This is a genomic window from Maribacter ulvicola (assembly GCF_900155985.1).
Lineage (GTDB): Bacteria > Bacteroidota > Bacteroidia > Flavobacteriales > Flavobacteriaceae > Maribacter > Maribacter ulvicola.
The window spans coordinates 369,641-382,296 of record NZ_FTMA01000001.1 but is presented as its reverse complement, the minus strand read 5'-3'; the positions used below and the strand labels follow the sequence as shown (position 1 = coordinate 382,296).

The 12,656-nt window shown below is 37.5% G+C and carries 13 protein-coding genes; 10 read left to right on the top strand and 3 right to left on the bottom strand.

From position 1 onward, the window contains the following. Positions 1 to 20 precede the first annotated feature (20 nt). From pdxA to BW936_RS01650, 10 genes are all read left to right on the top strand, one after another. Complete coding sequence (pdxA, locus tag BW936_RS01695) at positions 21 to 1,073, top strand: 4-hydroxythreonine-4-phosphate dehydrogenase PdxA (RefSeq protein ID WP_076546591.1); 1,053 nt, start codon at positions 21 to 23, stop codon at positions 1,071 to 1,073. Between the two features lie 122 nt (positions 1,074 to 1,195). Further along, positions 1,196 to 1,726 carry a YceD family protein gene (locus BW936_RS01690; protein ID WP_076546590.1) on the top strand — a complete coding sequence of 177 codons (531 nt, stop codon included), beginning with the start codon at positions 1,196 to 1,198 and terminating at the stop codon, positions 1,724 to 1,726. Positions 1,727 to 1,733: 7 nt separating this feature from the next. After that, positions 1,734 to 1,931: a 50S ribosomal protein L32 gene (rpmF, locus tag BW936_RS01685; protein WP_027065618.1), complete on the top strand. Its 198-nt coding sequence runs from the start codon at positions 1,734 to 1,736 to the stop codon at positions 1,929 to 1,931. 232 nt (positions 1,932 to 2,163) lie between these two features. Continuing rightward, entirely contained in the window at positions 2,164 to 3,156 is a 993-nt protein-coding gene (locus BW936_RS01680; protein ID WP_076546589.1) for a beta-ketoacyl-ACP synthase III, read from the top strand. A gap of 33 nt (positions 3,157 to 3,189) precedes the next feature. Next, entirely contained in the window at positions 3,190 to 3,684 is a 495-nt protein-coding gene (accB, locus tag BW936_RS01675) for an acetyl-CoA carboxylase biotin carboxyl carrier protein (RefSeq protein ID WP_076546588.1), read from the top strand. Between the two features lie 84 nt (positions 3,685 to 3,768). After that, complete coding sequence (gene accC / locus BW936_RS01670; RefSeq protein WP_076546587.1) at positions 3,769 to 5,121, top strand: acetyl-CoA carboxylase biotin carboxylase subunit; 1,353 nt, start codon at positions 3,769 to 3,771, stop codon at positions 5,119 to 5,121. 86 nt (positions 5,122 to 5,207) lie between these two features. Then, positions 5,208 to 6,323, top strand: a complete 1,116-nt coding sequence (locus BW936_RS01665; protein WP_076547927.1) for an NAD(P)/FAD-dependent oxidoreductase — start codon at positions 5,208 to 5,210, stop codon at positions 6,321 to 6,323. Between the two features lie 172 nt (positions 6,324 to 6,495). Continuing rightward, positions 6,496 to 7,104 carry a hypothetical protein gene (locus BW936_RS01660; RefSeq protein WP_076546586.1) on the top strand — a complete coding sequence of 203 codons (609 nt, stop codon included), beginning with the start codon at positions 6,496 to 6,498 and terminating at the stop codon, positions 7,102 to 7,104. Next, positions 7,091 to 7,561, top strand: coding sequence for a 3-oxoacyl-ACP synthase (locus BW936_RS01655; RefSeq protein ID WP_317042865.1), 471 nt, complete (start codon positions 7,091 to 7,093; stop codon positions 7,559 to 7,561). The genes BW936_RS01660 and BW936_RS01655 overlap by 14 nt, the downstream gene beginning before the upstream one ends. Before the next feature lie 61 nt (positions 7,562 to 7,622). Further along, a complete protein-coding gene (locus BW936_RS01650) occupies positions 7,623 to 8,951 on the top strand; it encodes a GntP family permease (RefSeq protein WP_076546585.1) in 1,329 nt (442 codons plus the stop codon). A gap of 12 nt (positions 8,952 to 8,963) precedes the next feature. On the opposite strand, the gene arfB is transcribed toward BW936_RS01650, so the two are convergent. The 3 genes from arfB to BW936_RS01635 all read right to left on the bottom strand — a co-directional run bounded on the left by arfB (position 8,964) and on the right by BW936_RS01635 (position 12,610). Continuing rightward, entirely contained in the window at positions 8,964 to 9,365 is a 402-nt protein-coding gene (gene arfB / locus BW936_RS01645; protein ID WP_076546584.1) for an alternative ribosome rescue aminoacyl-tRNA hydrolase ArfB, read from the bottom strand. A gap of 13 nt (positions 9,366 to 9,378) precedes the next feature. After that, complete coding sequence (locus BW936_RS01640; RefSeq protein WP_076546583.1) at positions 9,379 to 10,368, bottom strand: ABC transporter ATP-binding protein; 990 nt, start codon at positions 10,366 to 10,368, stop codon at positions 9,379 to 9,381. 85 nt (positions 10,369 to 10,453) lie between these two features. Then, entirely contained in the window at positions 10,454 to 12,610 is a 2,157-nt protein-coding gene (locus BW936_RS01635; protein WP_076546582.1) for a prolyl oligopeptidase family serine peptidase, read from the bottom strand. Positions 12,611 to 12,656: the final 46 nt, after the last annotated feature.

The window sequence follows — 12,656 nt, the reverse complement described above, 5'->3', positions numbered from 1 at the left end:
TTACAAAGGTACAGATTATCATGGAGGAAAATAGGAAAATAAGGTTAGGTATCTCAATAGGAGACTTAAACGGAATAGGTTGTGAGGTGGCATTAAAAACATTCCAAGACAGCAGAATGTTAGATTTTTGTACGCCTGTTATTTTTGCCTCTAACAAGACGGTTTCCTTTCAGATGAAGCAGCTGAAACTCAATGTTGTCTTCAATGGTATACCAGATGCATCAAAAGCAATAGATAATAAGGTCAATATTGTTAATGTGTGGAAAGAAGTGCCAAGAGTTGATTTTGGTCAGGCGACCAAAGCTGGTGGCGAGTATGCCATTAAATCTTTAAGGGCTGCGGTAGATGCATTAAAGAAAGGAGATATAGACGTGTTGGTTACGGCACCGATCAACAAGAATAATATTCAGTCAGACGAATTCAAATTCCCAGGTCATACAGATTTTTTAGCACAGGAGCTAGAAGGGGAAAGTTTGATGTTTATGGTGACTGACACCTTAAAGGTAGGTTTGTTGACGGATCATTTAGCGGTAAAAGATGTTTCTGCAGCTATTATCCCTAGATTAATAAGAGATAAGGTCAATACCATTGAAAAATCGTTGAAGATGGATTTTGGTATTCGAAAGCCAAAAATAGCTTTGTTGGGTATAAATCCACATAGTGGAGATAATGGTGTAATCGGTAAAGAGGATGAAGAGGTGTTGAAACCCGTCATAAAAGAAATGGCGAATATGGGACATTTGGTATTTGGCCCGTATTCTGCAGATAGTTTTTTTGGTTCTGACGGATATAAAAAGTTCGATGCAATTTTGGCGGCCTATCATGATCAAGGTTTAATTCCGTTTAAGACCATATCATTTGGTCAGGGTGTTAATTTCACGGCAGGCTTAAGTAAGGTGAGAACATCTCCAGATCATGGAACGGCTTATGAAATAGCAGGAAAAGGATTGGCTGATGAGACTTCGTTTAAAGAAGCAGTCTTTATGGCGTTGAAGATTTTTAAGAATAGAACTGAGTATAAAGAGCTCACAAAAGACGTCTTAAAAAAGCAACGTTTAAAGAGGGAACGTTAATTTTAGGCTCAATTAAAAAGTTATAAAGATAAATAGTTGATAACTATTGTCTTTTATCAAAATTATAGTATCTTTGCACCCGCCTTTTGTGGGCGATTAGTGTTAATTTAAGTGTGTACGTGATGAAGCAAAAGGAGTTCAATATTCCTTTCTCAGGATTGAAGCAAGGAAAACACGACTTTAATTATCAGATTGACAATACGTTCTTTGATTCTTTTGGATATGATGAATTCAACGCTGCCGCCATTATTTTAGATGTAGTACTTCATAAGTCAAGTACAATGATGGAGGTTGATTTGGAAGCATCGGGAACGGTGAATGTGAATTGTGATATGACCAGCGAACCTTATGATCAAGCTATAAATGGCGATTTGCATTTGGTGGTGAAATTTGGTGAAGAGTATAATGATGAGAATGATGAAATATTGATTCTCCCTCATAATGAACATCAATTGAACATTGCGCAATATGTATATGAAATGTTAGTATTGGCGGTTCCACAAAAAAGAATTCATCCTGGTATTGAAGATGGCACTTTAGAATCTGAAGTGTTAGACAGGTTAAAGGAGCTTCAACCAAAAGAGAAAAGATCAAATAAAGAAGAAAACGATCCCAGATGGGACGAATTAAAGAAACTATTAACGGATAAATAAGGTTTAAATGGCACATCCTAAAAGAAAAATTTCCAAAACAAGGAGAGACAAAAGAAGAACACATTATAAAGCAGTAGCTCCAACATTGGCTACCGATTCTACAACTGGCGAAACTCACTTGTTTCACAGAGCTCACTGGCACGAAGGAAAGTTACATTACAGAGGTCAAGTTTTGGTTGACAAAACTGAAGAAGCAGAAGCTTAAGACCTTTTTACATTATACCAAGCTCCCACTTCATTTGAAGTAGGGAGTTTTTTTTAGCCCAATTTGTATTTTATGACCTTGTTACTCAGATAAATTTAGAAGTAACAGAGGTATGGCTATAAATTGCAATTTTTCAAAAACCCGATAACTTTACCCAAAAAGTCGCCGAAAATCACTAATTTTCATGACTTTTGACAGGTTTTTAAGTTTTTTACAAGAAAGCAAATAAAGTATGACCAAAATTACAGCAGCTATTACCGCGGTAGGAGGCTATGTTCCCCAGTTTGTAATGACCAACAAAATGCTTGAGGATTTGGTTGAAACCAATGACGAATGGATCACTACAAGAACTGGTATTAAAGAAAGAAGGGTACTAAAGAAGGAAGAGGGAGAAGGTACATCATATTTAGCCATTAAAGCGGCGCAAGACCTGATGGAAAAGAAGGGCCTAGATGCTTCTGAAATAGACCTTATTATAGTTGCAACCGCAACACCAGATAGTATGGTTGCTTCTACAGCAGCTTTTGTTGCTTCAGAAATAGGAGCGGTAAATGCTTTCGCATACGATCTATTGGCTGCCTGTTCAAGTTTTCTTTTTGGCATGTCTACAGTTGCCGGACATATTGAAACCGGACGATATAAAAAAGTACTTCTTATAGGTGCAGATAAAATGTCATCTATAATTGACTATACCGATCGCACTACTTGTATCATTTTTGGAGATGGTGCCGGTGCAGTTCTTTTTGAACCCAATACGGAAGGCTTAGGCTTACAAGATGAGTATTTGAGGGCAGACGGAAGTGGAAGACAGTATTTGGGCATGGAAGGTGGCGGATCTTTATTGCCGGCTACCATAGAAAGTGTAACCAATAAAAAACACTATATTTTTCAAGAAGGAAAAACAGTGTTCAAGTTCGCGGTTTCCAATATGGCAGATGTAGCCGCTAAGATCATGGATAGAAATGATCTCACAGAATCAGATGTTGACTGGTTGGTTCCACATCAAGCAAATAAACGTATTATTGATGCTACGGCCAAAAGAATGGGGGTAGATGATTCAAAAGTATTAATGAACATACAACGCTATGGTAATACTACATCTGCTACATTGCCACTTTTATTATTCGATTACGAAAAACAGCTTAAAAAAGGAGATAATCTAGTTTTTGCTGCCTTTGGTGGTGGTTTTACTTGGGGTTCTATCTACCTTAAATGGGCATATTAACTAACAACAACTACCAATTATAACATAGAAAATATGGATATTAAAGAAATTCAAAGCCTTATCAAGTTTGTTGCTAAGTCTGGCGCTAGCGAGGTAAAATTGGAAACGGATGATATTAAGATTACCATTCGTACTGGAAGCTTAACAGGTAACTCTGAGCCTACCTATGTGCATACCATGCCTATGGCTCAACCAGCCATGCAAGCGGCAGCTCCTGCACCAGTAGAGGCTCAACCAGCAGCTACCGGCGTATCAGAAGCTGAAAAGAAGAAAGCTGAGGACGATAAGTACATTACTATAAAATCTCCGATTATTGGTACGTTCTACAGAAAGCCTTCTCCAGATAAACCTGTTTTTGTTGAAGTAGGTGACTCAATTGGAACAGGAGATGTACTTTGTGTTATTGAAGCTATGAAATTGTTCAATGATATAGAATCTGAAGTTTCTGGTAAAATCGTGAAGATTTTGGTAGATGATTCTTCACCGGTAGAGTTTGATCAGCCATTGTTTTTGGTAGATCCTTCTTAACTAAATTTTGAGTAGTAATTGTTAGATACCGTTACAAAACGGTGTGTAAGAATCTTGTGGAACCTAGAACTTAAAATTTAAAAGATGTTTAAAAAAATACTGATTGCCAATAGGGGAGAAATCGCTTTGCGTGTTATCCGTACCTGTAAAGAAATGGGTATTAAAACGGTAGCCGTATATAGTAAGGCAGATGAAGAAAGTTTGCATGTGCGCTTTGCAGATGAAGCTGTATGTATTGGTCCTGCCGCTAGTAGTGAATCCTATTTAAAGATCCCAAATATAATTGCAGCCGCAGAGATTACAAATGCAGATGCGATCCATCCAGGATATGGTTTTCTTTCAGAAAATTCAAAATTCTCACGTATCTGTGCAGAGCATGATATAAAATTTATTGGTGCCTCTGGTGATCAAATTGATCGAATGGGAGATAAAGCTACGGCCAAAGAAACCATGAAAGAAGCGGGTGTACCTTGTGTACCTGGTTCAGAAGGTCTATTGAAAGATGTTGCAGACGCAAAGAAGATAGCTAAAAAAATGGGCTATCCGGTAATGATCAAAGCTACTGCCGGTGGTGGTGGTAAAGGTATGCGTGCCGTATTTTCAGAAGACAAAATGGAAGAGCTTTTTGATAGTGCCGTAAACGAAGCAACCGCTGCTTTCGGTAACGGTGGTATGTATATGGAAAAGCTGATCGAAGAGCCAAGACATATTGAAATTCAAATTGTTGGTGATCAATTCGGTAAAGCATGTCATTTATCAGAAAGAGATTGTTCCGTACAACGTCGTCACCAAAAGTTAACGGAAGAGACTCCGTCGCCTTTCATGACAGATAAGTTAAGAGAGCAAATGGGTGAAGCCGCGGTAAAGGCAGCGGAATACATAAAATACGAAGGTGCAGGTACCATAGAGTTTTTGGTAGATAAACACCGTAAATTCTATTTTATGGAAATGAATACCCGTATACAGGTAGAGCACCCAATTACAGAACAGGTTATTGACTATGATTTAATTCGTGAGCAAATACTTGTAGCTGCAGGTGTGCCAATTTCAGGTAAAAACTATCTTCCAAAATTACATTCTATTGAGTGTAGAATTAATGCGGAAGATCCTTATAACAACTTTAGACCATCACCAGGTAAGATTACAACGTTACACACACCAGGTGGTCATGGGGTACGTATGGATACGCACGTGTATAGTGGGTATAGTATTCCTCCTAACTATGATTCTATGATCGCAAAGTTGATTACTACTGCCCAAACAAGGGAAGAGGCAATCAATAAAATGAAGCGTGCTTTAGATGAATTTGTAATTGAGGGAATTAAAACGACCATTCCTTTCCACAGGCAGTTAATGGACCATCCAGATTATTTGGCGGGTAATTACACAACAGCCTTTATGGATAATTGGAAAATGGATCCTCAACCAGAAAATTAAAAACGAACTCCAGCAGCAATGTTGGAGTTTTTTTATGTCATTTTTTAAGTTGGATTGTTTATCTTATATCAGATTCAAATACTACTATGAATTTAAGCTACTGGGAACGAAAGTCATGGTTTTCTAATATAGATATTACTGTTGTAGGTAGTGGAATTGTAGGCTTAAACTGTGCTTTAGAATTAAGAAAGAAGCATCCGAAGGCACGTATTCTTATTTTGGAAAAAGGGAAGCTTCCACAAGGTGCCAGTACTAAAAATGCAGGGTTTGCCTGTTTTGGTAGTATTTCTGAAATTTTATCCGACCTCAAAACACATTCAGAGCAAGAGGTTTTGCAATTGGTACAGGATCGGTTTGATGGTATACAATCGCTACGCACTCTTTTGGGCGATGATGCAATAGGGTATCAAAATAATGGCGGACACGAATTATTTTTAAATAAGGATGTAGGCTTGTATGAGCGCTGCTTACAAGAATTAAATTCGGTCAATGCCCTATTGCAACCCGTGTTCAAGAATGATGCGTTTAAGGTTGTGCCAAATAAGTTTAATTTTAAAGGGATTAACAATACTTATATCTCGAATGTTTTTGAGGGGCAGATAGATACGGGTAGAATGATGCATTCTTTACTGCAATTAGCACACGATAAAAACATCAATATTTTAAATGCAACGCCAGTAAAAGCTTTTGAAGATACAGGTACAGGGGTCTTGATCAAAACCGATGATATAGCATTTACAACCAAAAAATTACTGATTGCCACCAATGGCTTTGCTGCCCAGTTATTGTCAGAGAACGTGAAACCTGCACGGGCGCAAGTATTGATTACAAAACCAATTAGGGACTTATCAATTAAAGGAACATTTCATTTAGAAGAAGGGTATTACTACTTCCGTAATATTGATAATCGTATTTTGTTGGGTGGTGGTCGTAATCTAGATTTTAAAGCGGAACAAACTACAGATTTTGGTACTACGGTCTTAATTAAAAATAAATTAAACCAACTATTGGAAACGGTCATTTTACCAGAGCAGCCTTTTGAAATTGATTATAGTTGGAGCGGTATTATGGGTGTGGGGCAACAGAAGAAGGCAATTGTAAAACAAATATCTGATAACGTAGCATGTGGAGTGCGTTTGGGCGGTATGGGCATTGCCATAGGCAGGATTATAGGTAAAAACTTAGCTAATAAGTTAGACTAAAATAACCTCCCGTTCATCCTATTTTTTTAATTCTTATCAAAAAGTCAGGTCTACTCTTATTTTTATTTTTAAATTGTCTATCCCCTTTGATTACCTATTGCCCAAAATGCACTTATTGGTTTACCCTAGAACAGTACACTTTTAAGTTGGTTTGTAATAGCATGTATACTATATGAAAACATTGATTAGAAGAATTACTTCGGCTACGCTTTTAGCCACTATAGGAATAGTATGTCTAAATAGCTGCGGTTTATCCAAAACCCATTACCAGCGAGAATATGCAAAAGTGTGGAGAGAGCATATAAAGAGTGAGGCTTGGAAACAATCCCTTATTGCCAGCAATTCGTATGTCAAAGATGATTTATATGCCAGTACAGATTCTGAGGTGACATTGGCGGACGACAATTTAGAATCAGGTTTTTATACGAAGTATGAATCTTTGGTATCAAGAGCTTATTTTAAGATAATTACCGAAGCAGAAAAAGCAGATGCACAAATTACGGCAGATTACATGCTGTTAAAGGATGGCGAGCCAACCAAAAAGCTAGATAAGAAAAAAGTTCAAGCGATAACAAACCGTTACGAAGCGCATAAAGCAATGTTAAGCGGATTAAAATCGTGGAACATTTTCAGTGATGATCGCTCTGGTGATTTAGACTATTTTAAAGCTGAAAATGAAATTGAAATTCAAAAGATGCTAAGTGGTGGTGAAAGTGATAATCAAATCGTAAATTACTTGATCTATAAACTGGCAGACCTGTATCACATTGAAGGAAATTGAATCACTTGAGATTTTAAAAAAAGACGCTTACCACTTTTGCGTGCATTTCGTCAACGATAGGTTGACAAGAATACAGAATCAAATTAAAGAATTGGAGTTGGCCTTAACCTCAGAGACAAAGAGTAGTGCTGGCGATAAGCATGAAACGGGTCGCGCTATGATTCAACTAGAGCGTGAAAAACTAGGTCAGCAATTAGCAGAACTTGAAAAAACCCAACAATTACTCTCAAAAGTGCCAAAAGACAGAAATGCCCCAACGGTAGGTTTGGGTAGTTTGGTTGTCACAGACGCTTTTATATATTACATAGCCATATCGGCAGGGGAGTTTAAATGCAAACCTAAGTCCGTCTACTGTATTTCTGCCGCAACACCTATTGGGAAGCTAGTTTTTGGAAAATCAGTAGGAGATGTTTTTAGTTTTAACGGGAGGGAGCTGACTATTGTTGGTATTCAATAAATACATTCAAGTATTTATATGGTTATCTTAAAGCAACCGAATAATTGATTAAACCACTATTATGGAAATATTCTACTTACTACTCGCGGTCATTGCCATAATTATATTAACGACAAAGCTAAAGATCCACGCATTTCTAGCACTGTTCATCATTTCTATTTTATACGGTGTTTTTGCAGGTATGCCCTATGCTGACATCATTGTATCTATAAATGATGGTTTTGGCGGCACACTTGGTAAAATTGGTCTGATCATAGTGCTTGGGGTGATCATTGGTGCATTTTTGGAACATACTGGTGGCGCATTTGCAATTGCAGAGAAAGTATTGGGTCTAATAGGGAAGAAACGGGTGACAACGGCAATGGGTATTATTGGTTATATTGTATCTATACCTGTCTTTGCAGATAGTGGTTTTATGCTGTTACATCCCTTAAATAAAAGTCTTTCTAAAAAGGCCAAAATATCCATTGCTGGTCCTGCAATAGCACTAGGCTTGGGCTTAATGGCATCGCATACGATGGTGCCGCCAACTCCGGGTCCAATAGCCGCTGCTGGTATTCTTGGGGCAGATTTAGGTTTGGTTATCGCTTTCGGATTTCCCACAAGTATTGTTGCTTTGATTGTCGGAATTATATTCGCCAAAAAATATGCATCAAAAACCATGATACCACCAGATGTTGAAGATGCACTAGAAGCAGAACAAGAGAATAAAGATTCGCCAAGTGCTTTAAAAGCGTCTATACCCATACTTGTTCCTATTTTTCTAATTGTCTTGAAATCGGTTTTAAACTCCATGGTTATCGGACAAGAAAACGGACTAGTAGATGTTATCAATTTTGTGGGTGAGCCAGTTATATCTTTATTAATTGGCGTATTCTTATGTTTGCTTTTGCCTAAAAAATTGAATTATGATATGCTCTCATCGGCGGGTTGGGTAGGCAAAGCAATTAAAGATGCAGCTTCTATATTATTGATAACAGGCGCAGGCGGAATTTTTGGTAAAATATTACAGAACTCCGGCATTGCAGAAATTCTAGGGCAAACCTTGACGGATTATAATATGGGTATTTTCTTGCCATTTGTATTGGCTGCTGCGTTAAAAACGGCGCAAGGTTCTTCAACTGTAGCTTTGGTTACCACAGCATCTATTATCATGCCTATGATGTCATCTTTAGGTTTTGATACCGAAATACAGAAAGCTTTAGTCGTAGTAGTTATTGGCGCAGGTTCTGCGGTAATATCTCATGCAAACGATAGCTTTTTCTGGGTAGTAACACAAATGAGTGGTATGAATGTAAAAACTGGGTATCGCCTTTTTGGGTTGGGTACGGGCGTTCTTGGTCTTACTGGTGCGCTAACCGTATTCGTATGCTATACCATTTTCGCTTAAAAAACAAGAAATTTAATAATCTGGCTTACTGCGATTCTGCTTTTTGAGCGAAGCTATTTTCTTGCCCTTCAACCTTTTTTCAATAGATGACCTAGTAGGCCTACTTTTTTTTCTTGCCTTGGGTACAATTAGAGATTTTTCAAGAAGCTTAAAGAATCGTTTAATAACCAATTCTTTGTTTTTATGTTGGCTGCGAGATTCATCGCACTGTAAAATCAGTAAACCTTCTTTACTTAGTTTATTGCCTAATTTTAAAAGCACTCTTTTTTTCTGGCGTTCTGTTAACCCTGTTGAAGCTTCTACATGAAAAGACAATTCTACCTTAGAAGAAACTTTATTGGCATGCTGACCACCCGGACCACTACTTCTAATGGCTTTAAACTGTAACTCGGTAAGAATTTGTTCTTGGTTCACAACACGTTTTTTATTAATGAGCAGTGGCTTCTTGTATGCGTTGGTTGATAGTTTCAATGGCTACATTCAAAAACACTTCTTTTCCTTTTGGGTATAACCTATCTGCGTTAAAAAAGATGGATTCATTTTCATCACTCTTGCCTTCTGTTAAGTAATGGCTACCCATTGGGTATGCTTTTTCAACGGTAACATGAAAGCCTTGTGAAGGAGAAACCCTAAACTCATGTGCGTAGACAATAATTTTTCTTTTGGTATTGGCATAGGTTTTTAATACATCTATAGAAATCATACTTGCCTCACCAAAAAGAGAGGCTACATATAAGTTCTTAGGATTTTTATAAAGCTCCATAGGTCTTGCCCGGGCTATTATTTCTTTATCACGCAAAACAACGGCACGATCGGCAAAAGGTAAAACATCATGCACATCATGTGTAGCAACGATGGTAGTAATAAGATTCTCTTTCAGGTAATTAAAAATATTTCGGCGTAAACTGTTTTTAAGAAAATTATCTATATGGCTAAAAGGTTCATCTAAAAGGAGTACTTCTGGTTTTTGCGCTAAAACCCTTGCTAAGGCTACACGTTGTTGTTGCCCGCCACTTAACGTTTTAACCTTTTTATCGGCAAACTCTGTCAGCTCTATCATCTCTAATAGCTCTTCAGTTCGTTGCTTTAATTCATCGGGATAAAATACGGATAGGTACTGACTTATATTTTCAGCAACGGTAATGAACGGCATCAAATCAAAATCTTGAGACAAATATTTCATAAATGGGGCACCAGGTACCAAGTTGTACGCCGGACCTAGTATTTGTTCGTCTTCCCAGAAAATTTCACCCTGTTCCAAATCCATTAAACCATACATTAGTTTAAGTAAGGTGCTTTTGCCGCACCCGCTTTCACCAATGATAGCCACATGCTCTCCACGTTGAATTCGTAAATTAATGGACTCTAAAACTGGAAGTGTATCATATGAAAATGATAGATTCTCTACTCGTAACATGCTTTTATACTTAGGAATTTAAAATTGAAAAATCCGTTTCAATATGAAACGGATTTTTCAATAATTTATTGATTTAAGTTAGAAATTACTCTTTAAACTCTTTTAAAACACTTTTGTTAGGCAGTTTGGTAAAGCCCATATTATAGAGTGTAAAGCCAAAAATATCTGCATATTGCTCTATTGTTTTACTCACAGGCGTACCTGCGCCATGTCCGGCATTTGTTTCAATGCGGATCAACGTTGGGTTTGTGCCTTTTTGTTTTTCTTGAAGTTCTGCCGCAAACTTAAAACTATGTGCGGGTACCACTCTGTCATCATGGTCACCTGTGGTCACCAAAGTTGCAGGGTATGCAGTACCGGCTTTTACATTATGTACAGGAGAATAGCCTTTTAAGTATTGGAACATTTCATCGCTATCTTCTGCAGTACCATAATCATAAGCCCATCCGGCGCCAGCCGTAAATGTATGATAGCGCAACATATCCAAAACGCCAACAGCAGGTAAAGCTACTTGCATTAAATCTGGTCTTTGTGTCATTGTGGCACCAACTAGTAACCCGCCATTAGAACCTCCACGAATAGCTAAGTATTCTTTTGATGTATATTTATTATCGACTAAGTACTCTGCAGCAGCAATAAAGTCATCAAATACATTTTGCTTTTTAGTTTTGATACCCGCATCATGCCATTTTTTACCATATTCACCACCTCCACGAAGATTTGGTACAGCGTAAATTCCGCCTTGTTCCATCCAAACGGCATTTGCTATACTGAAGGATGGCGTTAAACTCACATTGAATCCACCATAGGCATAAAGAATGGTTGGGTTTTTACCGTTCAATTTAGTTCCCTTCTTATAAGTAATGATCATGGGTACTTTGGTACCATCTTTGGAAGCGTAGAATACCTGTTCAGAAGTATAATCCTTAGGATTAAAATCTATTTCTGGTTTCCAGTACAATTCATATTCACCGGTTGCAGGGTCATATTTATAGGTAGAACCGGGTGTATTGTAATTTGTAAAGGAGAAGTACAATTCCTTGTCCTCTTTTTCACCACCAAATCCGCCAACAGAACCTATACCTGGCAATTCTACCTCACGAATTAGTTTACCATTGTAATCATATTGATTTACTTTAGAAATAGCATTGACCATATATTCGGTAAAGAAATATCCACCACCGGTATTGGGGCTCAATACATTTTCTGTTTCAGGGATGAAATCTTCCCAGTTTTTAACTTCAGGGTTGTTAGCATCTACCGTAACAATTTTCTTGTTCGGGGCATTTCTATTGGTAACAATATATAGTTTTGAGCCGATGTTATCAATTACATAGTTATCAGAATCGGTATCTTGGACCATGGGGATAAGTAATCCGTTAGGGTCTTCTAAATTTTTAATAAACAACTTGTTTCCAGAAGTAGAGACAGATGCGCTTATTAGTAAATACTTGTTGTCTTCAGTAACACTAGCGCCTACATATCTATGCTTTTCCGTGGGTGTACCGCCAAAGATCAATTCATCTTCTTTCTGTGGCGTACCCAATTTATGATAGTATACTTTGTGCTGATCTGTTTTAGCTGATAGCTCACTGCCTTTTGGCTTATCATAACTAGAATAGTAAAATCCTTCTTTACCTTTCCAGGATAGTCCGCTGAATTTAATATCAATTAAAGTGTCTTCAACAACCTGTTTAGTTTCGGCATTTAAAATAATAGCTTTTCTCCAGTCGCTTCCTCCTTCAGAAATAAGGTAAGCAGCCAAAGAGCCATCTTTAGTAAAACTTAAGCCGGCCAATGAGGTAGTGCCGTCTTCAGAAAAGGTGTTTGGATCTAAGAAAACCTCGGGCGCTTCATCGGCTTTGGTTCTGTATACCACGTATTGGTTCTGTAATCCGTCATTTTTATAAAAATAGGTATAATCTCCTTTTTTAAAGGGAGAACCTAACTTCTCATAATTCCACAGTTTTTCCAGTCGGTTTTTTAGATCATTTCTAAAGGGTATTTGATCTAAATATCCAAAAGTTGTCGTGTTTTGTTCTTTAACCCAAGCTTCTGTTTCTGGGCTTCTATCATCTTCTAGCCAGCGATAGGGGTCTTTTATTTCAGTGCCAAAATAAGTATCTATGGTATCTACTTTTGCGGTAACAGGATATTTCACTAGAATGGGTTCAGGTTTAGATTCGTTTGTACAGGAAGAAATCAGTGTTAAAAAAATAAATGCGAATATTATTTTTTTCATGAGTAGTTCAGTTTGCACTAAAATACCATAAAAAAACCTTCAAAAC

Bases quoted from the DNA above. Each gene is read 5' to 3' on its own strand.
- pdxA (WP_076546591.1), top strand. From the start codon at position 21: ATGGAGGAAAATAGGAAAATAAGGTTAGGTATCTCAATAGGAGACTTA.
- BW936_RS01690 (WP_076546590.1), top strand. From the start codon at position 1,196: ATGAAGCAAAAGGAGTTCAATATTCCTTTCTCAGGATTGAAGCAAGGA.
- rpmF (WP_027065618.1), top strand. From the start codon at position 1,734: ATGGCACATCCTAAAAGAAAAATTTCCAAAACAAGGAGAGACAAAAGA.
- BW936_RS01680 (WP_076546589.1), top strand. From the start codon at position 2,164: ATGACCAAAATTACAGCAGCTATTACCGCGGTAGGAGGCTATGTTCCC.
- accB (WP_076546588.1), top strand. From the start codon at position 3,190: ATGGATATTAAAGAAATTCAAAGCCTTATCAAGTTTGTTGCTAAGTCT.
- accC (WP_076546587.1), top strand. From the start codon at position 3,769: ATGTTTAAAAAAATACTGATTGCCAATAGGGGAGAAATCGCTTTGCGT.
- BW936_RS01665 (WP_076547927.1), top strand. From the start codon at position 5,208: ATGAATTTAAGCTACTGGGAACGAAAGTCATGGTTTTCTAATATAGAT.
- BW936_RS01660 (WP_076546586.1), top strand. From the start codon at position 6,496: ATGAAAACATTGATTAGAAGAATTACTTCGGCTACGCTTTTAGCCACT.
- BW936_RS01650 (WP_076546585.1), top strand. From the start codon at position 7,623: ATGGAAATATTCTACTTACTACTCGCGGTCATTGCCATAATTATATTA.
- BW936_RS01640 (WP_076546583.1), bottom strand. From the start codon at position 10,368: ATGTTACGAGTAGAGAATCTATCATTTTCATATGATACACTTCCAGTT.
- BW936_RS01635 (WP_076546582.1), bottom strand. From the start codon at position 12,610: ATGAAAAAAATAATATTCGCATTTATTTTTTTAACACTGATTTCTTCC.